Origin of the sequence: Arthrobacter sp. zg-Y919 (genome assembly GCF_030142045.1) — a bacterium.
Taxonomy (GTDB): Bacteria; Actinomycetota; Actinomycetes; order Actinomycetales; family Micrococcaceae; genus Arthrobacter_B.
In genome coordinates, this window is record NZ_CP126242.1 from 1,172,301 (window position 1) to 1,196,051 (window position 23,751).

Below are 23,751 nucleotides of genomic sequence, written 5' to 3' on the forward strand. Positions count from 1 at the left end.
AACCCGGGCGACGAAACCCCCATAGAGGAGATCCCATGCAGTTACAGGTGGCACGCATCGGCAAGCCGCACGGCATCCGCGGCGAAGTGACCGTCCAGGTGCTGACCGACGCACCCGAGGACCGCTTTGTTCCCGGCACCGAACTCACCGTTGAGCCGGCCGCCAAGGGCCCGCTGACCGTGATCAGCGCGCGCTGGAACAAGGACATCCTGCTGCTGGGCTTCGACGAAATCACCGACCGCAACGGCGCCGAGGAACTGCGCGGCGTGAAGCTGTTCATCGACACTGAAGCGGTGGAGGAGGACGATGACGACGAGGGCTGGTACGAGCACGAGCTGGTCGGCCTGAAGGCACGGGTGGGCGGCGACGTCGTCGGCACCGTCAGCGGCCTGCGCACCCTCACCGTCCAGGACCTGCTGGTGGTCGAAGACGTCCGCGGCGAGGAAATCCTCGTACCGTTCGTCGAGGCGATCGTCCCGGAAGTGAATGTCGAGGACGGCTACGTCCTGCTCACGCCGCCGGAGGGGCTCTTCGAGCTGAATAAGCCCGAGGATAAGAAGTCCGCCCCGGCCGACACGAAGGAAGCCGGACAGTAAGTGCGTATCGACGTCGTCAGCATTTTCCCGGAGTACCTGGCGGCCCTTGAGCTGTCCCTGATCGGCAAGGCCCGGCAGGACGGACTGCTCGAGCTGGCCGTGCATGACCTGCGGGACTTCACCACGGACCGGCACCGCACAGTGGATGACACCCCGTACGGCGGGGGAGCAGGCATGGTGATGAAGCCCGAGCCGTGGGCCGCCGCGCTGGATTCGGTTGCCGGCGACGGCGGAGAGCGGCCGGTCCTGATTGTCCCCTCACCGGCGGGCGCGGTCTTTACCCAGGCCATGGCCTACGAACTGGCCGAGGAGAAACACCTGGTCTTCGCCTGCGGACGCTACGAGGGGATCGACGAACGGGTCCTGGAATGGGCCGGGGAACGCTTTGACGTCCGGCCGGTCAGCCTCGGCGACTACGTGCTGAACGGCGGCGAAGTGGCGGTACTGGCCATGGTGGAGGCCGTCGGCAGGCTGGTGCCCGGCGTGGTTGGCAATCCCGCGTCGCTGGTGGAGGAGTCGCACTCGGACGGCCTGCTGGAATACCCGGTCTACACGAAGCCCTCGGACTGGAGTGACCGCCCCGTTCCGGAGGTCCTGCTCAGCGGCAACCACGGGAAGATCGCCCGGTTCCGGCGGGACGAGCAGCTGCGCCGCACGGCCGACCGGCGTCCGGACCTGATCGAAAAGCTCGACGCCGCGACGCTGGACAAGGCCGACCGGGCCACCCTGGCGGCGCTGGGCTATGAAATCCGCGGCGGACAGGTCATTCGGCCTGCCTGACCCCGGATTGGTGCGCTTCGTGCCGGTGTGGCAAAATAGGGAGTTGTGTCATCTGGGTCCGTACCTGCCACAGGGGGAACGCGGCCAACAGATCTGTACACACCGGTAGACCAACCTAGGTCCTGCCGGTCTTTCTAGCTTCGACAGCATCCGTGCAGCCCGTAGTTACGGACGCATTCTTGCTGTCGTTACCAAAGTGGATGACCTGTGGCGTTCACCAGGAGTGATACAAAATGCACATCCTAGATTCTGTTGACGCAGCTTCACTGCGTACGGACATCCCCGAGTTCCGCGCCGGTGACACCGTCAAGGTTCACGTAAACATCATCGAAGGCAAGAACACCCGTGTTCAGGTCTTCCAGGGCTTCGTGCTCAAGCGCCAGGGCGATGGCCTCCGTGCGACCTTCACGGTCCGCAAGGTCAGCTTCGGCGTCGGTGTTGAGCGTACCTTCCCGGTACACTCCCCGGTCATCGACAAGCTCGAGGTCGTCTCCAAGGGTGACGTCCGCCGCGCAAAGCTGTACTACATGCGCGACCTGCGCGGCAAGGCAGCCAAGATCAAGGAAAAGCGCGACTTCCGTCCCGCCAAGTAATTTACTTGACTGCAGCATCCGCCTCCGGGGATCCCTCCGCGAAGCACACGAAACGCCGGCCCCGGTTTGTGGGCTGGCGTTTTGTGCTATGTGCTCTCGCTGCCGCCGTGATCCTGGCCGCACTTGTCCGGGCGTTCCTGTTTGACATTTTCTACATTCCGTCCGACTCGATGCAGCCGCTGCTCGAGCCCGGCGACCGGATCCTCGTCTCCCGCACCGCCTACTCCTCCGCGGAAATCGAGCGCGGGGACGTAGTGGTGTTTGACGGCAGGGGTTCGCTGGCCCCGCTGCACAGTGGACGCCCTGCACTGGCCGACGCCGCCGCGACCGTAGGCCGCTGGCTGGGTCTGGCCGGCAGCGACACCGTGTACGTGAAGCGCGTCATAGGCGTGCCCGGGGATCACGTCAGCTGCTGTGAGGACGGGGATCCCCGGATCACGGTTAATGGAACCCCGGTGGAGGAGCCGTACGTTTACCCTGGAGACGCTCCCAGCGACTCCAGGTTCGACGTCGTCGTCCCGGAAGGCCGGCTGTGGCTGATGGGGGACCACCGGTCCGAGTCGGCGGACTCCCGCTCGCTGCTGGGAGCTCCCGGCGGCGGCCTGATCTCCACGGAACGGGTCATCGGACAGGCTCAGCGGATTCTTTGGCCGCTCGAACGCGGTACCAATATTGACCGGCTATCCTTAGGAGCCGAGTGGAACACGGAGAAATAAGAGGAAAAGCAATGTCGCAGCAACCGGACCAGTCCCCTGAGGGGACGCCCGGCTCCGGGGAACAGCGGGACTCCGCAGCACACGCAGCGGAACCGAAGGAAAAGAAGCGCGGCTTCGGTGCCTGGCTGCGGGAAGTCCTCACGATCGTGGTGGTCGCCCTGGTGCTGTCCTTCCTGATCAAGACCTTCCTCTTCCGGGCGTTTTACATCCCCTCGGGGTCCATGGAAGAGACGCTGGAAATCAACGACCGCATTTTCGTCAACCTCCTGGTCCCCGAACCTATGGACCTGAACCGCGGCGACGTCGTGGTCTTCAAGGACACCAAGGGCTGGCTGCCCCAGGCCGCGGAGAAGGCAGCGAATCCGATCCGTGAGGGCCTGACCTTCGTGGGACTGCTCCCGGACGAATCCCAGCAGCACCTGGTCAAGCGCGTCATTGGCACCGAAGGCGACCACGTGGTCTGCTGCGACTCCGAGGGCAGGATCACGGTCAACGGCGAGCCCCTGGACGAGCCTTACCTGTACCCCGGCGCCGCCCCCTCCGACATCCCGTTCGACGTGGTTGTCCCCGAAGGCAAGGTCTGGGTGATGGGCGACCACCGCAACGCCTCCGCAGACTCCCGCGAACACCAGTACGGTGAGGGCGGCGGCTTCGTCGATGTGGACGACATCGAGGGCAAGGCCGTGGTCACCGCCTGGCCGCTGAACCGCGTGGGTGGGGTCAGCAGCTACTCCGAGGTCTTCGAAGACGTGCCCGAACCGAGCGGCAGCAAGTGACTTCCACCGCCAAGGCCCCCACCCTCCGGCTTGAGCGTACGTTTGCCGCCTCCGGCCACCGGATCCTGGCCGGCTGCGACGAGGTGGGCCGGGGCGCCCTGGCGGGACCGGTATCCGTGGGAATGGTCGCCGTCGACCTGGCCACGGTGCGTTCGCTCAAGGGTGTGCGGGACAGCAAGCTGCTGTCCGTCACGGACCGGAATGCGCTGGTGCCGCAGATTAAGAAATGGTCCCTCGCCTGGGGAGTGGGCCATGCCAGCGCCGCGGAGATCGACCTCCACGGCTTGACGGCCGCCCTCCGGATCGCGGGAACGCGCGCCTGGGGCCAGGTGTGCCAGACGCTGCGCCCCGACGTCGTCCTCCTGGACGGCAACTACAACTGGCTCTCACCCGAACGGCAGGGCAGCCTCTTCGACGTGGATGAGCCGGCCGGCGGGGAAGAACCCGGCTGTACCGCACCGGTGCACACCCGGATCAAGGCCGATATGCAGTGCCTGAGCGTGGCCGCTGCCAGCGTCCTGGCGAAGGTGGAACGCGACGCCATGATGGTAGAGTTTGCCGCTTCGAACCCGCACTATTCGTGGGAGATCAACAAGGGTTACGCCACCGGCTCACACCGGGCGGCCATCGACGTCCACGGTCCCACACCGCTTCACCGGATGTCCTGGCGGCTGGGCTCCAAGCCCCGCCCGGGCGAACCGGTGCTGGAACCCGAGGACGAGCTAAGCATAGTTGGGGGATGATGGGAACATGAGCGCCGAAGACCTTGAGAACTATGAAACGGACATGGAGCTCCAGCTGTACCGGGAGTACCGCGACGTCGTAGGCCTCTTCAGCTACGTCGTGGAGACCGAGCGGCGTTTTTACCTGGCCAACCACGTGGACCTGCAGGCACGCTCCGCCGACGGCGAGATCTACTTTGACCTCACCCTGCAGGACGCCTGGGTCTGGGACGTCTACCGGTCGGCGCGGTTCGTTAAGAGCGTCCGCGTCATCACGTTCAAGGACGTCAACGTGGAGGAACTGACCCGCAACGACGACCTCACGCTGCCGAAGGCGGACGAGCTGTAAGCACCGCCGCGGCTTCCTCCCAGCTGCCCGCCGGTTCCCGGGGATCATCCCGGCCGAGGCTGGAAATCCAGCCTTCAACCATCTTTCCCCGGTGGTTCAGCAAATACGGCACGGTGATCGGCTGCGGGAAACCGCAGCGCCAGACCGTCTTGTAGCTGCCGGTGTTTCCGGTATTCGCCGACCAGGTCACTACGTCCCAGTCCAGGTCCTCAAAGGCATGGCCCACCACAAGCCGGACCGCGCGTGACATGAGGCCGCGTCCCCGGTATTCCGGCGACGTGACGAACCCCAGCGAACCGGAGGCGGCGCCCTGGAAGCGCAGGTCAATGGTCCCGGCATAGCTGCCGGCGACATCGATAGCCCACGACACCGCGTTTTCCTGGGGAACCGAGATGGTTTCCAGATACTCCTGCGCCATCGGCCGCGTGTAGTCCAGCGGGACGGTGGTCCACTTCACCGTCAAGGGGTCGACGCACCGCGCGTGGACGGCGTCGAGGTCGGCAAGGGTGTGCGGGCGCAGCTGGAGCACGTCATCGGTGAGCAGCGGAATGTCGAAAGCCATGCCCCACAGCCTAGCCGTGGGAGCCCCGCCTAGACTTTTCCCATGCCCGAACGCCGTTCATCCGGTTTCGATTCCAATCTCCGCCTGTATGCGCAGCTGCAGCCCGACGCCGCCTCGCTGGCCCACCTGCTGTCCCTGCGCCAGGCGGTGTCGGCCCCTGCGCGGCCGGTGCCGCGGCACCAGCTGCACCTGACGCTGATCCATTTCGGCAAGGTGCTGGACGTGTACCGGATCATCAGTGCGCAAACGGGTATTGAGCTGCCTGCCTACAAGCAACTGCTCTCCGGGTACATCGCCCGGACCGAGAAGCTGCTGCCCATGGATTCTTTCCGGCTGGAGCCGGCGGGACTTGCCGGCTTCGGGGCCCGGGGGACAACGTTGGTGGTGGAGTATTTGCCGTCACCGGAAATAACCGCGTTGCACCGGGAGCTGTATGCGGTCCTGGCCGGTTTCCTGGCCGACTGCGGGGTCGCGGACACGGTGGGCTTTATGGCCTCGGATCCGAACTTCATGTTTGCCTCACAGCTGCGGCCGCATATCACCCTGGCACGGGGGTTTTCCGGTGCCTTGCCTGCACTGCCGCTGGAAACCGTGACCCTGAAACCGATGCCGGTGATGTACCCGCTGGATTGAAAACGCTAGGGTCCTGCCAACGGATCTACTGAGGGAGCCTCCCATGAGCACAGAAACCGCCGGACGCGTTGCCCTGGTCACCGGAGGATCCGGTGGGATCGGCGCGGCGGTGGTCCGCCGGCTGGCTGCGGACGGTTATTCGGTGGGGGTGCATTATGCCCGCAACAGTGCCAAAGCCCAGTCCCTCGTGGCGGACGTGGCGGCGGCGGGCGGGCAGGGCCTCGCCGTCGGCGGTGACGTGGGGGATGAAGTGGATATGGCCGCCGCGTTCGACGCCGTCGAGGCAGCATTCGGCGGGATCGACGTCGTCGTGAATACCGCCGGAATCATGATCATTGCGCCCATCGCCGAGTTGAACCTCGCGGACCTGGACCGGATGCACCATACGAATATCCGGGGCACGTTCGTGGTGTCGCAGCAGGCGGCGCGCCGGGTCCGTCCGGGCGGCGCCATCATTAACTTTTCCACCACGGTACGGCGCACCCAGTACCCGGCTACGGTGCCTACGTGGCCAGTAAGGCGGCTGTGGAGGGGATGACGCTGATCCTGGCGCGCGAACTGCGCGGCCGCGACGTCACGGTCAATGCGGTCGCACCCGGGCCGACGGCGACTGCACTGTTCCTGGATGGCAAGGACGAGGACACCGTCCGCCGCCTGGCCGAGGCGCCGCCGCTGCAACGGCTGGGCCAGCCCGGGGACATCGCGGAAACCGTTGCCTTCCTTGCCGGGCCGGGCCGCTGGATCAACGGCCAGGTGCTCTATGCGAATGGGGGACTGGCGTAAATCGGCCTGTGCGAGGATGGGCCGGTGAACGCACTTCTCGCCGGTCCGCGCGGCCGCCGCCTGTGCCTGGAACTTGTGTCGGAACTTGATCCGCGGGTCAGGGCAGCCGTGTTTGAGCTGGGGTACGAGCTCGACCCCGGAAAAGGAATGTCGGTGGTCCTGTTTGGACCGGGCGCCGGGGCTTCCCGGGTCATTCCTTCGCCGCAGGAGCTGGCTGCGCTCCTCGTATCCGTTGACCTGAGCCGGGTGGATGCCGAACTGGTCTTCGCAGCCCTCGAAAGCACTGTGCTCACCGCTATGTACTGGCAGCCGCCGGACGGAGTCGACGTGCTCGCGGCACTTCCGGCTATTCAGGAGGCCCTCGGTCCTGTGGCCGCGCGGGTCGCGGACGCTGCGCCGCACCTGGGCCGGCCCCGCCGGACAGAACAGTGGGCCATCGACTGGCGGGAGCCGGACGACCCGGCGCCGCTGGGATCGGATCTGCGGCAGGCATTGGAGCGGTGGAGCCGGAACATACGGATGGACGAGGCCCGGGCTCTGGAGGCGGCGCGTGAGGTGCGCTCCAACTGGTCCGGTTCCTGGTGGTCGATTCCGTCCGGACTACTGAGCACCGTGGGATGCATACCAGCCGGGCTGAGCCTTGTGGAGGATGCCCCGGGGTGGCACGGTGCTGTGACCATCCCGGTCCGTGGAACCGGCCGGACCTTCGAGATCCACACTGCGGAGGACTGGGTCCACTTGTGCAGGAGGCACCCGCTTGGGGTGACCGCTTCGCGCCGGCACGACTGGTTCCGCGTGACCGGCCGGGACGGCCGTTGGGTGATCCCCGACTGGGAAGGCGTTGCGGACGAGTGGGACGCCGTTCATCTGACGGTCGAGGGCTACCTCAGCAGTGCCGGGCGGGCATTGGAGGTCGACGCTGAGCGGGCGTCGGTGATTGCCGGGTGGGATCCGGACCGGACCATCTGGCTGTCAGATGTGGTCCGTGAGACGGGACCGCGGCAGTTCTGGCACCGCGCCCAGCAGGGCGACCTCTGGAGGCAGTCCACCTAAGCGGCTGTTCCTCCACTGCTGCACCGCGAAAGGAGCTTCTCCACATGCCGGGTGTCCGGGGGTGGGACCTTGTTGGACGGCGGCCATTGTTGTGGGCATGAGAGCCAAAGACATCCTGGGCAACCGCGGCGAAGAGCTCGCGGCGCAGTATCTGACCGAGGCCGGGTTGAGCATCATTGACCGCAACTGGCGGTGCCCGGAGGGGGAGATCGATCTGGTGGCGGTGGACGGTGCCACCCTGGTGGTGGTCGAAGTGAAGACGCGCTCCTCCGTGAATTTCGGACACCCGTTTGAAGCTATTGGCGAGGATAAGCTGGCCCGCCTGTATTTGCTGGCCGGCGCCTGGGCGCGGGCTCACAGCCGCTATTTCACCCACCGCCGGGTGGACGCCGTGGCGGTGCTCGACGACGGCACGAATCCGCCGGTCGTGGAGCATCTGCGGGGGATTTCCTAGGCGGAAGCCAAAGAACCCCGGCATCTCGGGCTGTTAGGCCGGGACGCCGGGGTTCCTATAGGGATGCGTAGGCTGATTAGCGACCACTGCACATGACATGGTCCGCAATTTGGGTGCAACCACCACCTCCGCCGCTACCAGCGGGTGGGGGAGTCCATCCGCCTGTGCCACTGCCTCCGCTGACCGGTGCGGGAGCTGGGGCAGGAGCCGGTACATAAGGAGCCGGTGCGACAGGTGCAGGAGCGTAGTTGCTGGGAGCCTGCGGAGCCGGAGCATAGGCAGTGCCGCCGCCGGCGTACTGGGGCTGTGCCGCCGGTGCCGGGACTTGCGCTGCACCGGTCTGTGCAGCCGCCGCCTGTTCAGCCACCGCAGCTTCGCCCGTCGTTGCGTTCCCGGCTTCCTCGAGGGTCTGTGCTTCAGCGGCATCTGCTGCTGCCTTGTCCTCGGCTGCACGCTTCGCCCCCGCCTGGAAAGCGCTGATGTCCGCATTCAGCTCCTCGGCGGCTTCATCGAGCTTGCCCGCCTGTGCGTTGGCCGTCTTACTGCTGTCCCGGAGTGCCTTGGCCTCTTCGCGGCTGTCGCAGTCGCCCGCAAGATCGCTCTCGGTGAGGCCGGCCGTGGCGTTGTCCATGGTCTTCAGCAGGGCCGCTGCGCCGTCGTGTTTGTCGTAGCCTTCAGCGCCGTTTGCCAGTTCACGGGCCTTATCCGCCGTCTCGACGGAGGCCTTGACGGTTTCGGCGGTTTTCTCCGCGGACGTGGTTGCGTCGGTGCAGAGCCGGTTGGTCTGGCCGTTGCTGATGTTCGCACCGACGAAGGTGCCGGCGGTCAGGACGCATACGGCCGCTGCGCCGAGGGCAGCGATGACCAGTGTCTTCCTGCCGCGGCTCGGAGGGGTCTGCGGGCTTTCGGTCATGATGGATTTCCTTGTTCAGGTGCCCGCAGTGCTTGAAAAACCATGGGCTGATGTTTGATTTCCTGCTGATCTCTATCGGCGGGGATCGGCGGGTCGAAAGTAAGGGCCCTTTGGGAGCGTCCGTTTCCACCGCCACTCGTCCTTTCCTCCCCAGCCGGCAACGAGGTCCCGGAGCCCGGGGAGTTGTCGACATCCGCAGACCATGACGCCACGCGTCCGGTGAGGGCCGGACATGCTCGGGCCATGAACACCCAAGACACACGCTGCAGCGCCGTTCCTCGCCGCGAAGATACCTCCGGCGACACCGCCGCCGAGGCAGCTCAGTGACACTCGGACGCACCTACGGCGTAGGACTCGTAGGCCTGCAGGGCAGGATCGTCGAGGTTGAAGCGGATATCGGGCAATCCCTGCCCTCCTTTATCCTGCTGGGGCTGCCCGATGCCTCCCTCAACGAAGCACGGGACCGGGTGAAGTCCGCGGCAAAGAACGCCGGGCTGCCGCTGAGCCGGCGCCGGATCACGGTCAACCTGATGCCGGCGGACGTACCGAAGCATGGCTCCGGGTTTGATCTGGCCATTGCGGTCGCCGCCCTCTGCGCCGGCGGGGTATTGCGGAGCCCCGGCCGGTGCATCTTTCTGGCGGAACTCGGACTGGACAGCAGGCTCCGCCCGATCCGCGGCATCCTGCCGGCGGTCATGGCGGCGGTCTCTGCCGGACACACGGACTTTGTCGTTGCGGCGCAGAACGCAGAGGAAGCAGCGCTGGTTCCCGGTGCACGGGTACGCGGCTATTCCTGTCTAGCAGAGGTAGCAGCGGATTTTGGTGCCGATCCCGAACAGTTGAACTTTCCGGCACCAGTCGCCAGGACGGAGGAGGGAACGGATGAGAATGAAGACGAGTCCGACATCAGGATTCCTGACCTCTCCGACGTCGCCGGGCAGCCCGAGGCCCGGTTTGCCGTGGAGGTGGCTGCGGCCGGGGCGCACCACCTCCTGATGACCGGGCCGCCTGGGGCGGGAAAGACCATGCTGGCGGAACGGCTGCCCGGCATCCTTCCGGACCTTCCGGACGACCAGGCCATGGAGGTCACCGCCATCCATTCGCTGGCCTGGCAGGGACGACCATGCCGTCAGCTGCTCCGCAGGCCGCCGTTCGAAAGCCCGCACCACACTGCCTCCACCGCGGCGGTGATCGGCGGCGGCGCGGGCATACCCCGTCCCGGTGCCGCTTCCCGCGCACACCGTGGTGTGCTCTTCCTCGACGAAGCACCCGAGTACGAGCGGCGGGTCCTGGACGGGCTGCGCCAGCCCCTGGAAAGCGGAAGGCTGGTGCTGCACCGGGCGGCGGGAACAGCCGTGTACCCGGCGCGCTTCCAGCTGGTCCTGGCGGCGAACCCGTGCCCCTGCGGCCTGGCGACAGGGAAGGGGATTGAGTGCACCTGCACCGCCACCCAGCGGCGCCGGTATTTCAGCCGGCTCTCCGGCCCGCTGCTGGACCGCGTCGATCTGCAGCTCTCGGTCCAGCGGGTTTCACTGGGCGATTATTTTGCCCAAGAGTCCGCAGAGGCGAGTTCCGCGGTGGCAGCGCGGGTGCGGGAGGCGCGGAAGCTGCAGCGGGACCGGCTCCGGCCGCTGGGCGCGGAAACAAATGCCGAAGTCCCCGGCACCCTGCTGCGGGACACCCTGCGTCCCCCGGCCGTCGCGACCGCGGCACTGGACCGGGCGATGGAACGCCAACTGCTGACCGCACGCGGCTATGACCGGGTATTGCGTGTGGCCTGGACCATCGCGGATCTGGTCGGGCACGGGACGCCGGATGCCGACGACGTCGGCCAGGCCCTCGCGTTCCGGCGGCAGGACGCGGCGGCATGAGTATCGAAGAGGTGCTGACCGCGCGGGCGGCTCTGTCGCGACTGTTCGAACCCTCGGACATGGCAGGCCTCGCCCTGGTGGCCGCCACCGGTCCAGTCCATGCCCTGCAGATCGCCACCGGCAGGTCGACGGCACCTGGTGGAGTGCGGGCCGAAATTGCCACGCACGCGTCCTCGGGCGGCAGCGGGCAAGGTGACGCGCTGGCAGAGGGGCTCCAACGGTGGAAGCCGCGGGTCGCGGATCTCGCGCCGGACCGGGACCTGGAGACGATCCGCCGGCTGGGCGGGGAACTCCTCGTGCCGGAGGATCCCCGGTGGCCGGAAGCCCTGCTGCATCTGGAGCTGGGGATGCCGCTCTGCCTATGGGTCCGGGGAACCCTTGACCGGGGACTGCCGGCGCTCGGCCGCACCGTCGCGGTGGTTGGATCCCGGGATGCGACCGGGTACGGGCTTTCCATAGCCGGAGATATTTCCGCGGGGCTTGCCAACCGCGGATTCACCGTCGTCTCCGGAGGTGCTTACGGAATCGACGCGCAGGCGCACCGTTCGGCCCTGGCCTCCGCTCCCGCCGGCACTGCTGCAACCATCGCCGTGATGGCCGGCGGAGCGGACCGGTTCTACCCGGCCGGCAACGAAGACCTGCTGCGTGCAGTGGCATCCCGAGGGGTGCTGCTGTCCGAGGTACCGCCCGGATCGGCCCCCACCCGGTGGCGGTTTCTCCAACGGAACCGGATCATCGCCGCACTGAGCGCTGTCACCGTGGTGGTGGAGGCGCGCTGGCGCTCCGGAGCGCTCAACACCGCGCATCACGCCGCCGGCCTGGGCCGCGAGGTAGGTGCCGTGCCCGGGTCCGTCTATTCGGCCAACTCCGCCGGCTGCCACCGGCTGCTCCGGGACGGCAGTGCCGTCTGTGTGACCGATGCCGGGGAAGTTGCCGAACTGGCCGGACCGTTCGGCTCGGGTGCAGCTGCGGGGGATGCGCCGGGGGACTCCGGCGGACGTGAAGGCGGCGGACGCGGGGGCGCGAGCGGGGAGAAGCGGTCCGACCATGACGGGCTGGCCGTGCAGGACCTGCTCCTGCTGGATGCGCTCCCGGTGCGGAACGGAACGACCGTGGACAAACTCGCGTCCGTCGCGGGACTGTCTCCGCCGGGAGTGCGTGCGGGGCTCGCCCGGCTGGAGCTGGAAGGACTCGCCGTGCGTTCCGAAGCGGATCTCTGGCGTCGGTCCCGGCGCTAGAAGCAGCACCATCGCTCCACCCCACCATCACCCAGGAAGGGAAACACCATGATCATGCACAAGATTGTCACCTCACCCCTCGGCGTGCTCACCCTAGTCAGCTCGGAGGGCGCCCTGAGCGCAGTCCGGCTGGGACCGCCGCCGGCACCCGCAGGTGCAGGCACGCCGTACGGCATCGCAGTGGAGGACGGATTCGAGGACGTTGAACGTCAGTTGAGTGAGTACTTCGAGGGCCGGCGGTGCTGCTTCACCGTGGCAACCAGTCCCGAGGGCACCGAGTTCCAACAAAAGGTATGGGAGCAGGTTGCGGGCATCGGGTACGGCCGGACGGCCAGCTACAAGCAGCTGGCGGTGCTTCTGGGCGACGCAGCCAAGGCCCGAAGCGTCGGTGCGGCCCTGGCCCGCAACCCGCTGAACCTGGTGGTCCCCACGCACCGCGTCGTGGGCTCCCGCGGAGCACTGACGGGTTACTCCGGCGGTGTGGACGCCAAGCGGTACCTGCTGGAACTGGAACAGGCACCACAGACCGAGCACCTGCGCCGCAGCTGTGGGCAGGCGGTTACCGCCTCGGCGGAAACCTCCAGGTCCGCTTGAACCGCAGCGACGGGCCGAGTGTCCGGCCCTCCACCGCGTGCCTGCTTGAACGGCAGGGGCAAAGAGAGAACAGTGAGGAGGTGACGTCAAAGGGAACAGCAGGGAGCACGGCATGGCCAGCGGAGTTCCATGCCGCGCTGGAAGGCTTTTGCCGCTACCTCACGGCGGAGCGCGGTAGGTCCGAACATACCGTCCGGGCCTACGAGTCGGACGTGGCGAAACTGCTCGATTACGCGCTCGGCACCGGAGCGGGCTCGCTGAAGGAACTGGACCTGGGGATCCTGCGCGGCTGGTTGGGGGAGCTCAGCGCCGCCGGACAGGCCCGCTCCACCCTGGCCCGCCGTGCCGCCACCGCCCGCAGCTTCGCCAACTGGGCGCTGCGCGAGGAACTGATTCATGAGAATCCGGCCCTGCGGCTCCGGGCACCCAAGAAGGAAAAGACCCTGCCCGGAGTGCTGCGCAGCAGCCAGCTGGACGACCTCTTCGAAACCCTGAAGACCGCCGCTGCAGAAGGGGATCCGCTGGCCCTGCGGGACCGTGCAATGGTCGAACTGCTCTACGCCACCGGCACCCGGGTGGGGGAACTGGCAGGCCTGGACGTGGATGACCTCGATCCCGACCGCAGGACCCTCACGGTGCTGGGCAAGGGTAATAAGGAGCGCACCGTCCCCTACGGCCTGCCGGCGGCGCTTGCGGTGGACGATTGGCTGCGCCGGGGCCGGCCCGCTCTGGCCACCGGAGAAAGCGGTCCGGCACTTTTCCTGGGCAAGCGCGGCGGACGCGTCGACCAGCGCCAGGTCCGCAGCGTCGTCGCCGGTCTCCTGGCGGACATGCCGGACACCTCCGCGTCGGGGCCACATGCGCTGCGCCACTCTGCAGCAACCCACCTGCTGGACGGCGGAGCGGACCTGCGCGCGGTGCAGGAAATCCTGGGCCACTCGTCCCTGGCCACCACCCAGCTGTACACCCACGTCTCCGTGGACCGGCTCCGGCAGAGCTACAGCCAGGCCCATCCGCGGGCCTGAGCGCGCGGTCGACACGCGCACTCTGCTCACCTTGCGCGGGGGCACCAAACGATACATTGGCACATAGACGTAACTTACGGCACAATGATGGACAGCGGACACCTGGCACAATATCCGTCCATACAGCAGCAGGTCGTTGGGGAAGACGTACCTACAGCTATGGAGGATGGAATGTCTGTTGTGATGGCGCGCGGCGTACTGTTTGTGCACTCAGCCCCTTCCGCGTTGTGCCCTCATATTGAGTGGGCCATCGGATCCGTCGTGGAAAAGCGAACGGATCTTCAGTGGACCCCTCAGCCGGCGGCGCCCGGAATGGTCCGGGCCGAGATTGCCTGGACCGGGCCGCAGGGCACCGGTTCCCTGCTCGCGTCCGCCCTGCGTGGCTGGGCGCACCTCCGCTACGAGGTAACGGAGGAACAGAGCGCCGGCGCCGACGGCAGCCGCTGGGCGCACACCCCCGAGCTGGGCATCTTCCACGCCGCCACCGATGTGCACGGCAACATCATGATCTCCGAGGACCGTATCCGGTACGCCTATGAGAGCGGTGCCGGGGATCCCTCCGCCGTCTACCATGAGCTGTCCCTCGCCCTGGGCGAGGCCTGGGACGAGGAACTCGAGCCGTTCCGCCACGCCGCCGACGGCGCGCCGGTGCGCTGGCTGCATCAGGTCGGCTAGCTGCATTAGGCCGGTAGTCCCACAACCCATAGCAAAAACAAACAGGCGTCCGGGCCCCGCGGGGACCGGACGCCTGTTTCGTGTGGGAAACGGTCAGTGGCTGCGCAGCACGGCAACGGCGTTGTGGCCGCCGAAGCCGAAGGAGTTGCTCAGCGCGACGATGTCGCCGCCACGGAGCTGGCGGCTCGAGGTCACCACATCAAGCGGGATCTCCGGATCCTGGTTCTCCAGGTTGATGGTGGCCGGGGCCTGGCGCTCGTAAACCGCCAAGGCCGTGAGCACTGCCTCGACTGCACCGGAGGCACCCAGGAGGTGGCCCATCTGTGACTTCGTCGCGGACACGGCCACGCCGTCGAGCGCGCTGCCAAGGGCCGCCTTCAACGCCGTGTATTCGGGCTTATCTCCCACGGGGGTGGAGGTGGCGTGCGCATTGACGTGCACAACGTCCTCGGCCTGGGCACGCGCATCATAGAGAGCGGACTTCAGTGCCCGGGTGGCGCCAAGGCCTTCGGGGTCCGGTGCGGTGATGTGGTACGCGTCGGCGGTGACTGCGGTGCCGGCGAGTTCAGCGTAGATCCGGGCGCCGCGGGCCAGGGCGTGCTCTTCGCTTTCGAGGACCAGAGCACCGGCACCTTCGCCCATAACGAACCCGTCGCGGTCGCGGTCGTACGGCCGGGAGGCACGGGCGGGATCGTCGTTGCGCTTGGACAGTGCCTGCATGGAAGCAAAGGATGCCAGGGGCATCGGATGGATGCAGGCTTCCGCGCCGCCGGCGACTACGATGTCGGCCTTGCCGGAGCGGATCATGTCCAGGCCCTGATGCAGTGCTTCGGTACCGGATGCGCAGGCGGAAACCGGGGTGTGGGCGCCGGCACGGGCACCCAGGTCGAGGCTGACGGCAGCCGACGGGCCGTTGGGCATCAGCATCGGTACGGTCATGGGCAAGACACGCCGCGGACCCTTCTCGCGCAGGGTGTCCCACGCGTCGAGCAGGGTCCAGATGCCGCCAATGCCGGTGGCGAAGGACACGGCAAGCCGGTCGTGGTCAATATCCTCCGTCAGGCCGGAATCGGCCCATGCCTCGCGGGCTGCGACGACGGCGAACTGGGTGGAGGGGTCCATCCGCTTGGCTTCGACGCGGGCAAGGACCTCCGAGGCGGGCGTGGAGGCCCGCGCGGCGAAGGTGACGGGCAGGGAGTACTTCTCCACCCATTCATCTTCCAGTGTGCGGGCACCGGAGACACCCTGCAGTGCGTTCTTCCACATGGTGGGAACGTCCCCGCCGATGGGCGTGGTCGCGCCAAGGCCTGTGATGACTACTTTGCGGGCCATGATTCACTCTCTTGAAGCAGTTGCTGGTGCTGGTGCCGGCGGCGCCGGGCGGCCGCCGCGGACGGCGGCCGCCATGGGGTTAAGCCTGGGCGTTGGAGATGAAGTCGACGGCGTCGCCGACGGTCTTCAGGTTCTTGACCTCTTCGTCCGGGATACGCACGCCGAACTTCTCTTCGGCGTTGACGACGATGGTCATCATGGAGATGGAGTCGATGTCCAGGTCATCGGTGAAGGACTTGTCCAGCTCGACGGCCTCGGGGGCCAGACCGGTCTCTTCATTGACGATCTCGGCGAGGCCGGCCAGGATTTCTTCGTTGCTAGCCATGGTGGCTCCTTCTTCTCGTAGTGCCGGTACGGGACCGGTTCGGTGTTCCAACCGCCGAAGCGGTGTGGTTTTTGGGGGCTGAACGGTCCGGGACCGGTGCAGCGGGTGGTGCGGCTAGGGGAGGACTACTACCTGAGCGCCGAAGACGAGCCCGGCGCCGAAGCCGATCTGCAGCGACAGCTTGCCGCTCAGTTCGGGGTTTTCCTTCAGCAGGCGGTAGGTGGCCAGCGGGATGGAAGCCGCGGACGTGTTTCCGGCATCGGCGATGTCACGGGCAATAACGACGGATTCTGGCAGCTTCAGCTGCTTGGCCATTTCGTCGATGATGCGCATGTTCGCCTGGTGCGGCACAAAGGCGGAAAGATCCTCCGCGGTGATCCCGGCGGCGTCGAGTGCCTGCTGGGCGGCCTTGGCCATTTCCCAGACGGCCCAGCGGAAGACGGTCTGGCCGTCCTGGCGCAGGGTGGGCCAGAGCTTGGTCTCCCGGGTGGCGAGGTCTGCGGGGGTCATGCCGCCGTCGGCCTCCGCCGCGAGGGAAAGCTCGCGGACGTCCAGCATCGAGTGGGTCATGCCGATCGCGCCGGACTTGCTGCCGTCCGAGCCCCAGACCGACGGGGCGATGCCCGGGGTGTCGGAGGGGCCGACGACGACGGCGCCGGCGCCGTCGCCGAGCAGGAAGGAAATGGTGCGCTCGGTGTTGTCGATGAAGTCGGAAAGCTTCTCCACACCGATGACCAGCACATAGGTGGCGGCGCCGGAGCGGACCAGCGCGTCGGCCTGGGCAACGCCGTAGCAGTACCCGGCGCAGGCGGCCGAAACGTCGTAGGCCGGGGCCGGGGTGGCGCCGAGGCGCTCGGTGATCTGGGTGGCGGCGGACGGCGTCGCGTAGGGGTGGGTCACTGTGGAGACAATGACCGCGCCCAGCTGTGAACCCTCGATGCCGGCGTTTTTCAGCGCCTCGTGGCCGGCGGCCTCGGCCATGTCCACCACGGACGTGCCCTTGTCCGCACGGTGCCGGGTCACGATGCCGGTGCGCTGGCGGATCCACTCATCGGAGGAATCGATCCACTGGCAGACGTCGTCGTTGCTGACAATGACATCGGGACGGAACGCGCCGATGCCGAGAATCCGGCTGAATTCGTTGACGGGGGACTGCTTCAGGGTGGGCGTGCTCACGCGTTACCTTCTCCGGTTGGTGCTGCCGTTCCGGAATGCTCACGGATGAACTCCCGGGCAGCGTCTAGATCTTCTGGGGATTTCAGGGCCAGGGTTGGAACGCCCTTCATGCCGCGGCGGGCGAGGCCGGTGAGGGTTCCTGCGGGGGGCAGTTCCAGCAGTCCGGTCACGCCCATGGCCAGCATGTTTTCCATGCACAGGTCCCACCGTACCGGCCGGGACACCTGGGCGATGAGGCTGTCCAGATTTGCGTCCCCGGACACTACGGCCGCTCCGTCGCGGTTGGACAGGAGGGTGGCGAGGGGTGCCTGCGGTGAGAGGGAGGGGCGCAGGTTTTCCAGGACCGTCACGGCCGGGGCCATGTGGACGGTGTGGAAGGCACCGGCGACCTTCAGCGGAATCACCCGCGCTTTGGCGGGCGGAGCGGCGGTGAGGACTTCGAGCTGGTTGTGCGTTCCGGCGGCCACGGTCTGTCCGCCGCCGTTGGCGTTGGCCGCGGTGAGTCCTGCGGCTTCCAGGACGGCGGCGACGTCGTCGGGGTCCCCGCCGAGGATGGCGCTCATGCCGGTGGGCTCGACAGCCGCGGCCCGGGCCATGGCGTTGGCGCGTTCACGCACGAAGACCAGGGCGTCCTTTTCCGGCAGCGCACCGGCAATGGCCGACGCCGTGATCTCACCGACGGAGTGGCCGGCCAGGACTGTGGATGCGGTCAGCGCCGCGGGATCCAGCAGCAGCCGTGCGGCCATCAGGCCGGCGGCAACGATCAGGGGCTGGGCGACGGCGGTGTCTTTGATGGTCTCTTCGTCGGAGACCGTTCCGTGCGCGATCAGGTCAAGACCGGCGACGTCGCTGAGCGCGGAGAGGTGATCCCGCACGCCGGGCAGTTCCAGCCACGGCGCAAGGAATCCTGGCGTTTGGGACCCCTGGCCGGGGCAGACAATTGCAAGCACGTATACAGCTTTCCAAACATAGGGAGCGGGACCGGGTGTTTGCGTAGACCAAGCTCCCCGGACGCCTTTGTAGGAAGTCTACAAGCCGGGGGAGGTGCTTGGGCAGGGTTCAGAGGCGGGTGGCGGGCTTCTCCGGGGCCGCCTTTCCCGCGGGGGCGAGGCGTCCAACCACCAGTGCGGTCTGCAGGACGAAGGCTTCCCGCGGCAGCATGGGGTCCCAGCCGGTCACGTCGCAGACGCGGCGCAGCCGGTACCGCACGGTGTTGGCGTGCACAAAGAGTTCGCGTGCGGTGGCTTCCAGCGAGTGTCCCAGGGAAAGGTACGCGCTGAGGGTTTCGGCCAGGCCGTTCGAGGCACCCAGCAGGGGGGTGTAGATGCTCTGTACCAGGGCGCGGCGTGCAGTGTCGTCGCCGGACATCACGCGTTCGGGCCAGAGGTCATCCGCGGCCACCGGGCGGGGAGCGGCAGGCCAGGCGCGGGCCGCGGTAAGTCCGGCGAATGCTGCCTGAGCCGCCGGGCCGGCTTCGACGAGGGACGGTGCGGGCGGGCCGTAGACCACCGGGCCGGGGCCGAAGAGTTCGGACAGGCGGGTGTAGGAGAAGGCCTTGTCCTCCAGCCCGCCAAGGACCAGGATCAGTCGTTCGCCCTGGATGCCCACGAGGGTGTCTTCTGCCAGCCGGCCGGTGGCGCGGCGCAGTTCATTGACGAAGGTTGCATTGGCCTCGGCGGGGGAGCCGCCCACCATGACGGTGACCGGCGCCGCGGAGGTCCAGCCGACGGCGGCGATCCGGGAGCGCAGCGCATCCGAGCTTTCGCCGCGCAGGATGGCATCCACGACGAGGGCTTCGAGCCGGGTGTCCCAGGCGCCGCGGGTTTCGGCAGCGCGGGCGTACACGTCGGCAGCGGCGAAGGCCACCTCACGCGAGTACCGCAGCACCGCTTCACGCAGCTTCGACTGGACCTCGTTTCCGGCCAGTTCCGGTACCCGGTCCTCCACCACCTGGACCACGACACGGATCAGCTGCAGTGCTTTCTGCAGGCTGATCGAGCGGGTGAGCTCGGTCGGGGCGGTGCCGAAAACGTCGCTGAGGACCCAGGCCGGCGAGGCAGGACGCTGGTACCAGTTCACGAAGGACGCGATGCCCTTCTGCGCGACCATTCCCAGCGCGGAGCGTTCGTCCGGGCGCAGCCCCCGGTACCAGGGCAGGGAAATGTCAAGCTGCTGCAGGGTGGCGGTGGAAAGCTTGCCGATATTCGCCTTCAGGCGCTCGACCGTGGGTTGGTCTGCTTCCGGCGGGGCCGAGGCAGCGGACGTAGTGGGACGCACTGGCATACAGGCGAGCTTACGGCCTGCACCGGTGAACCGCCATTTTGTGTGAAGGCTACAAGTTGGCTAGGCGTCCAGCTTCGGCCGCCGACATCCGCCGCCGTGCCGTTTCCACTACAGCGCAGACCCCAGCCGGCGGAACCTCGCCGTCCGCCGCTCCAGCCGTTCCGACGCAGGGACGGTCCGCAGTGACGCCAGTTCGTATTCCACGGCCAGGGCCAGGCGCCGGCAGAAGGCGGGTGCCTCGGCGGCGGCGTCGGGCAGTTCGGCAACGGTATGGTCAACAATCCCGTGCTCGGCCAGCGCGGAAACCGTCACGCCCTGGGCCTCGGCCATCTCCGCGCCGTGCAGTGTGTCCCGGTGGACAATGGCGCTGGCCCCCTCGGGAGGCAGTGAGGAGAGCCAGGCATGCTGGGCCGCAACGGTGCGGTCTGCGGGCAGCAGGGCCAGTGCCCCGCCGCCGGCACCCTGACCCAGCAGCACGGAGACCGTGGGGCAGTCCAGGCCGACGAGGTCGTTGAGGCACCGGGCGATTTCTCCGGCCAGGCCGCCCTCTTCAGCTTCCTTCGACAGGGCAGCGCCGGCGGTGTCGATGACGGTCAGCAGCGGAAGGTTCAGCTCTTCGGCGAGCCGCATGCCGCGGCGCGCCTCCCGCAGGGAAGCCGGTCCCAGTGCCGGCTGCTGTGTTCCGCGCTGCCGGTCGTGGCCCAGCACAACGCAGGATGTCCCGCCGAAGCGGGCCAGGGCCAGCAGCAGGCCAGGGTCTTTTTCGCCCTGCCCGGTGCCGTTCAGCGGCAGGACGTCGCCGGCACCGAAATGCAGCAGCTGGCGGACTCCGGGGCGGTGCCGGTTGCGCGAAATGCTGATGGACTCCCAGGCCGGGACGCGCTGCGGACTGCTCTCCAGCGACGCGGGAGCGGGGACGGGGGCTGCCGGGCCGGGCAGCAGCATGGCCAGGGCGCGGTGCACGGTGCCGGCGAGTTCCTCCGGGGGCAGCACCGCATCCACCAGTCCGCGCGCCTGCAGGTTTTCGGCGGTCTGCACGCCTTCGGGGAACGGCTCGCCATAGAGGGCCTGGTAGACCCGCGGGCCCAGGAAGCCGAGCAGCGCCCCGGGTTCGGCCACGGTGATATGTCCCAGCGATCCCCAGGACGCCATCACGCCGCCGGTGGTGGGATGGCGCAGATAGACCAGGTAGGGCAGGCCCGCTTCCTTGTGCCGGCGCACGGCGGCGGTGATCTTGACCATCGACAGGAACGCCAGGGTGCCTTCCTGCATCCGGGTGCCGCCGGAAGCGGGTCCGGCGAGGAGGGGCAGTCCTTCACGGGTGGCGCGCTCGACGGCAGCCGTCAGGCGGTCAGCGGCGGCAACGCCGATGGAGCCGCCCAGGAATCCGAACTCGCAGACGACCAGGGCAACGCGACGCCCCTGTACGAGGCCTTCACCGGTGAGCACCGATTCGTCTTCGCCGGTTTTCTGCCGCGCCGCCACGAGGTCCCGTTCATAGGCCGCGTTGTGCTCGGTGTAAACCACCGGGGTATCCCAGGAGCGGAAGGAACCAGGGTCCACCACCAGGTCCAGCAGTCCCCGGGCATCCAGCCGCCGGCGCGGCGCCTGCACGCTCATGCTTCGGTTCCTGCTGGGGCTGCGGATCCGCTGTCGGAGAGCCAGCTGCGGATCCCGCTGCCGTGCTGGTCGAGCAGCGGCGGGGCGGTGTGGACACGATGGGTGGTTTCAGTGCCCTCGGCGGCATCGAAAAAGCGCAGCGGCGGCCCCGGCAGGGAGACCTTGCCGAGGACGGGGTGGTCGACGTCGACCACCAGTCCCTGTGAGTGGACCTGTTCCCAGTCGTACACTTCGTCCAGGGTGCGTACCTTGCCGGCGGGAATGCCGGCGGCTCGCAGCTTTTCCAGCAGCGGTTCGGCCTCGATGTCCGCGAACGCCTGCTCGACGGCGTCGATCACGGCCTGCCGGTTGCGCACCCGCTGCGCGTTGCCGGTGAACTCGGGGCGGGAGGTGTCAATGCCGAACGTCGCGGCGAAGGTCTCCCAGAGCTTCTCGCTGCCGACACTGATCTGCACCTTGCCGCCCCGGCAGGAGAAGAGCCCGTAGGGGGCAATGGACGGATGGTGGTTGCCCTGCGCCGCGGGGACTTCGCCCGCGACCGTGTGGCGGGTGCCCTGGAAGGCATGGACACCGACGACGGCGGCCAGCAGCGAGGTCCGCACGACCTGCCCCTTTCCGGTGCGCTCGCGTTCGAGCAGGGCCGCCAGCAACCCGAACGCACCGTACATGCCCGAGAGCAGGTCGGCGATGGGCACCCCCACACGCTGCGGGTCCTCCGGACCTGAGCCGGTCAGGGACATCAGTCCGGCCTCGCCCTGGACGATCTGGTCGTAGCCGCTGCGGGTGGCCTCGGGTCCGTCGTGGCCGAAGCCGCTGATGGAGAGGATGACGAGCCGGGGATTGAGCTCGTGCATCCGGGCGGGGGAGAAGCCCAGCCGGTCAAGCACCCCGGGCCGGAAGTTTTCCACCAGCACATCCGCCCGCCGGACCAGGTCCTGCAGGACCTCCACGCCGTCACCGGACTTCAGGTCCAGGGCGATGGATTCCTTGTTCCGGTTGCAGGAGAGGAAATAGGTCGCCTGCTGGTCGTCTTCCGGGCCGACGAAGGGCGGACCCCAGCTGCGGGTGTCGTCGCCGGTGCCGGGGGTTTCGACCTTGATGACGCGTGCCCCGAGGTCGGCGAGCATCATGCCGGCGTGCGGGCCCGCCAGGGCTCGGCTGAGGTCGACGACGAGGTAGCCGTCCAGCGGGCCGCGGGAGGTGGAATCGGTGCTCATGGGTAACTCTTTTCCTGAAGTCTTGCGGGCGGAACGTGGTGCGGGAAACGGGTGGGGCTAGAGCCAGCCGGGAACCACCATGATCAGCCAGGCCACCAGCGGCCCGGCTACAACGACGATGCCGCTGTAGGCGAGGATGTGCTTGTAGAAGCGGTCCTTGTCCAGGCCTTCGGGTGCGTTGGCCAGCACCAGGGCGCCATTGGTGGAGAACGGGGAAACATCCACGATGGTCGAGGAGACGGCCAGGGCGCAGATGAGTCCCACCGCGCCGATCTCGCCGGACGCGAGGAACGGAACGGCCAGCGGGATCAGTGCGGCGAGGATGGCGGTGGAGGACGCGAAGGCGGACACGACGGCACCGATATAGCAGATAAGCAGGGCGGCCAGCAGCGGCATCCCGAGGCTGACCACGCCGTCGGACACGTATTCCACCGTGCCTGCTTCCTGCAGGACCCCCACGAAGGTGAGCATGCCGCAGATGAGCAGGACCGTGGTCCAGCTGATCTTGTTGATCGCTCCCTTCTGCGCCTGAGGCGACACCAGGGCAAGGATCGTGGCGATGGTGATGGAAACGAAGCCGACGTCGATCTTGAATCCAAGGGCGACCACGGCCAGGGTGACCAGGCCGGCGATGGTGACGATCTGGGGGAAGGTTTCACTGCGGGTCTTGGTGGCGGCAAGCCCGTCGCCTGCGGGATCCCGCGGGCCGTAAATGTCCGATCCGGTGCCCTTGTAGGCGACGTCGGCCCGGCCGGCGACGCTGAGGTTCATCCGTGCCTCGGCAACCTGCTCCACAAACGCTCCCGTGGTGCTGTTGCGCAGCTTGCTGCCACCCAGGACGAAGTAGAGGATCACGGCGATGAAGGTGTTGAACAGCAGGCTGGCCATAAAGACGGCGAACGGGCTGGAGTCCAGATCGGTCTCGGCGATGATGCCGTTTACCGTGACGCCGTAGACGGCGATGGGGGAGAAGCCGCCGGCCTGCGCGCCGTGGATAACCATCATGCCCATCATCAGCGGGTTGATCCGGTACTTTGCGGCGAACCCGAGGGCGATGGGAGCCACGATGGCGACGGCGGCCGGTGACAGTGCGCCTACTGCGGTGATGACCGCGGTGATGGCGAACATGATCCACGGGATGAGCGCCACCCGGTTACCGACAAGCTTCACCGCTCCCCGGACCAACAGGTCGATGGTGCCGTTGTTCTGGGCAATGGCGAACAAATACGTCACGCCGACGATGGTCAGGAACAGGCCGCCCGGGAAGTTGGCGAGGATATCCTCGGTGCTCATGCCCAGGAAAACAAAGCCCAGCAGGAAGGCTCCGACGAAGGCGAGTGCCCCCATGTTCAGTGGCAATACGGTGGCCAAAAGGAACATGGCCACCAATATCAGGATGGAAAGGAGCGGAGCGGACATCATTGTTCCCTCGGTCGATGGTCAGGGGCCGCCCGGCAGCGGCGGC

The 23,751-nt window shown here is 67.5% G+C and carries 25 protein-coding genes and 1 pseudogene; 16 read left to right on the plus strand and 10 right to left on the minus strand.

What is annotated here, in order from left to right:
- Positions 1–35 precede the first annotated feature (35 nt).
- The 7 genes from rimM to QNO10_RS05550 all read left to right on the plus strand — a co-directional run bounded on the left by rimM (position 36) and on the right by QNO10_RS05550 (position 4,532).
- Positions 36–596, plus strand: a complete 561-nt coding sequence (gene rimM / locus QNO10_RS05520; protein WP_229948987.1) for a ribosome maturation factor RimM — start codon at positions 36–38, stop codon at positions 594–596.
- Positions 597–1,376 (plus strand): tRNA (guanosine(37)-N1)-methyltransferase TrmD, encoded by a 780-nt coding sequence (trmD, locus tag QNO10_RS05525; protein ID WP_229948984.1) that lies wholly within the window; start codon positions 597–599, stop codon positions 1,374–1,376.
- A gap of 233 nt (positions 1,377–1,609) precedes the next feature.
- Complete coding sequence (gene rplS / locus QNO10_RS05530; protein ID WP_146364401.1) at positions 1,610–1,969, plus strand: 50S ribosomal protein L19; 360 nt, start codon at positions 1,610–1,612, stop codon at positions 1,967–1,969.
- A gap of 5 nt (positions 1,970–1,974) precedes the next feature.
- A complete protein-coding gene (gene lepB / locus QNO10_RS05535) occupies positions 1,975–2,685 on the plus strand; it encodes a signal peptidase I (RefSeq protein WP_229948982.1) in 711 nt (236 codons plus the stop codon).
- Between the two features lie 11 nt (positions 2,686–2,696).
- Entirely contained in the window at positions 2,697–3,461 is a 765-nt protein-coding gene (gene lepB / locus QNO10_RS05540) for a signal peptidase I (RefSeq protein ID WP_229948980.1), read from the plus strand.
- The gene (gene rnhB / locus QNO10_RS05545; protein WP_229948978.1) at positions 3,458–4,204 is read left to right on the plus strand and encodes a ribonuclease HII; all 747 of its coding nucleotides are present in this window, start codon (positions 3,458–3,460) and stop codon (positions 4,202–4,204) included. Before lepB (QNO10_RS05540) ends, rnhB begins: the two co-directional genes overlap by 4 nt.
- A gap of 7 nt (positions 4,205–4,211) precedes the next feature.
- A complete protein-coding gene (locus QNO10_RS05550; RefSeq protein ID WP_227901490.1) occupies positions 4,212–4,532 on the plus strand; it encodes a DUF2469 domain-containing protein in 321 nt (106 codons plus the stop codon).
- Here QNO10_RS05550 and QNO10_RS05555 read toward each other — a convergent pair.
- Positions 4,504–5,094, minus strand: a complete 591-nt coding sequence (locus tag QNO10_RS05555) for a GNAT family N-acetyltransferase (protein WP_229948976.1) — start codon at positions 5,092–5,094, stop codon at positions 4,504–4,506. The genes QNO10_RS05550 and QNO10_RS05555 overlap by 29 nt on opposite strands.
- Before the next feature lie 42 nt (positions 5,095–5,136).
- Between QNO10_RS05555 and QNO10_RS05560 the strand changes: the two genes are divergently transcribed.
- From QNO10_RS05560 to QNO10_RS05575, 4 genes and pseudogenes are all read left to right on the plus strand, one after another.
- Positions 5,137–5,727: a 2'-5' RNA ligase family protein gene (locus tag QNO10_RS05560; protein WP_229948974.1), complete on the plus strand. Its 591-nt coding sequence runs from the start codon at positions 5,137–5,139 to the stop codon at positions 5,725–5,727.
- A gap of 43 nt (positions 5,728–5,770) precedes the next feature.
- Positions 5,771–6,510 (plus strand): annotated as a pseudogene (locus QNO10_RS05565) (SDR family oxidoreductase).
- Positions 6,511–6,534: 24 nt separating this feature from the next.
- Complete coding sequence (locus QNO10_RS05570) at positions 6,535–7,563, plus strand: hypothetical protein (protein ID WP_229948971.1); 1,029 nt, start codon at positions 6,535–6,537, stop codon at positions 7,561–7,563.
- A gap of 97 nt (positions 7,564–7,660) precedes the next feature.
- Complete coding sequence (locus tag QNO10_RS05575) at positions 7,661–8,017, plus strand: YraN family protein (protein WP_229948969.1); 357 nt, start codon at positions 7,661–7,663, stop codon at positions 8,015–8,017.
- Between the two features lie 76 nt (positions 8,018–8,093).
- Here the strand turns inward: QNO10_RS05575 and QNO10_RS05580 are convergent, their stop codons facing one another.
- The gene (locus QNO10_RS05580) at positions 8,094–8,930 is read right to left on the minus strand and encodes a hypothetical protein (protein WP_229948967.1); all 837 of its coding nucleotides are present in this window, start codon (positions 8,928–8,930) and stop codon (positions 8,094–8,096) included.
- Between the two features lie 323 nt (positions 8,931–9,253).
- On the opposite strand from QNO10_RS05580, the gene QNO10_RS05585 reads away from it, so the two are divergent.
- The 5 genes from QNO10_RS05585 to QNO10_RS05605 all read left to right on the plus strand — a co-directional run bounded on the left by QNO10_RS05585 (position 9,254) and on the right by QNO10_RS05605 (position 14,333).
- Entirely contained in the window at positions 9,254–10,801 is a 1,548-nt protein-coding gene (locus QNO10_RS05585; protein WP_229948965.1) for a YifB family Mg chelatase-like AAA ATPase, read from the plus strand.
- On the plus strand, positions 10,798–12,039 hold the full coding sequence (dprA, locus tag QNO10_RS05590; RefSeq protein ID WP_229948963.1) for a DNA-processing protein DprA: 1,242 nt from the start codon (positions 10,798–10,800) through the stop codon (positions 12,037–12,039). Before QNO10_RS05585 ends, dprA begins: the two co-directional genes overlap by 4 nt.
- A gap of 48 nt (positions 12,040–12,087) precedes the next feature.
- Positions 12,088–12,633, plus strand: coding sequence for a methylated-DNA--[protein]-cysteine S-methyltransferase (locus tag QNO10_RS05595; protein WP_229948961.1), 546 nt, complete (start codon positions 12,088–12,090; stop codon positions 12,631–12,633).
- Positions 12,634–12,713: 80 nt separating this feature from the next.
- Positions 12,714–13,658 carry a tyrosine recombinase XerC gene (locus QNO10_RS05600; protein ID WP_229948959.1) on the plus strand — a complete coding sequence of 315 codons (945 nt, stop codon included), beginning with the start codon at positions 12,714–12,716 and terminating at the stop codon, positions 13,656–13,658.
- A 171-nt stretch (positions 13,659–13,829) separates the two neighbouring features.
- Positions 13,830–14,333, plus strand: coding sequence for a DUF3145 domain-containing protein (locus tag QNO10_RS05605; RefSeq protein WP_229948957.1), 504 nt, complete (start codon positions 13,830–13,832; stop codon positions 14,331–14,333).
- A 93-nt stretch (positions 14,334–14,426) separates the two neighbouring features.
- On the opposite strand, the gene fabF is transcribed toward QNO10_RS05605, so the two are convergent.
- The 8 genes from fabF to QNO10_RS05645 all read right to left on the minus strand — a co-directional run bounded on the left by fabF (position 14,427) and on the right by QNO10_RS05645 (position 23,705).
- Entirely contained in the window at positions 14,427–15,665 is a 1,239-nt protein-coding gene (fabF, locus tag QNO10_RS05610; RefSeq protein WP_229948885.1) for a beta-ketoacyl-ACP synthase II, read from the minus strand.
- 79 nt (positions 15,666–15,744) lie between these two features.
- Entirely contained in the window at positions 15,745–15,990 is a 246-nt protein-coding gene (locus QNO10_RS05615; RefSeq protein ID WP_055240832.1) for an acyl carrier protein, read from the minus strand.
- A 114-nt stretch (positions 15,991–16,104) separates the two neighbouring features.
- Positions 16,105–17,166, minus strand: coding sequence for a beta-ketoacyl-ACP synthase III (locus QNO10_RS05620; protein ID WP_229948882.1), 1,062 nt, complete (start codon positions 17,164–17,166; stop codon positions 16,105–16,107).
- The gene (locus tag QNO10_RS05625) at positions 17,163–18,116 is read right to left on the minus strand and encodes an ACP S-malonyltransferase (protein WP_229948879.1); all 954 of its coding nucleotides are present in this window, start codon (positions 18,114–18,116) and stop codon (positions 17,163–17,165) included. The genes QNO10_RS05620 and QNO10_RS05625 overlap by 4 nt, the downstream gene beginning before the upstream one ends.
- Before the next feature lie 109 nt (positions 18,117–18,225).
- Entirely contained in the window at positions 18,226–19,449 is a 1,224-nt protein-coding gene (locus QNO10_RS05630) for a PucR family transcriptional regulator (protein ID WP_229948877.1), read from the minus strand.
- A 108-nt stretch (positions 19,450–19,557) separates the two neighbouring features.
- Entirely contained in the window at positions 19,558–21,069 is a 1,512-nt protein-coding gene (locus QNO10_RS05635) for a carboxyl transferase domain-containing protein (RefSeq protein ID WP_229948874.1), read from the minus strand.
- Complete coding sequence (locus tag QNO10_RS05640) at positions 21,066–22,286, minus strand: CaiB/BaiF CoA transferase family protein (protein WP_229948870.1); 1,221 nt, start codon at positions 22,284–22,286, stop codon at positions 21,066–21,068. Before QNO10_RS05640 ends, QNO10_RS05635 begins: the two co-directional genes overlap by 4 nt.
- Positions 22,287–22,343: 57 nt before the next feature.
- Positions 22,344–23,705, minus strand: coding sequence for an SLC13 family permease (locus tag QNO10_RS05645; RefSeq protein ID WP_229948867.1), 1,362 nt, complete (start codon positions 23,703–23,705; stop codon positions 22,344–22,346).
- Positions 23,706–23,751: the final 46 nt, after the last annotated feature.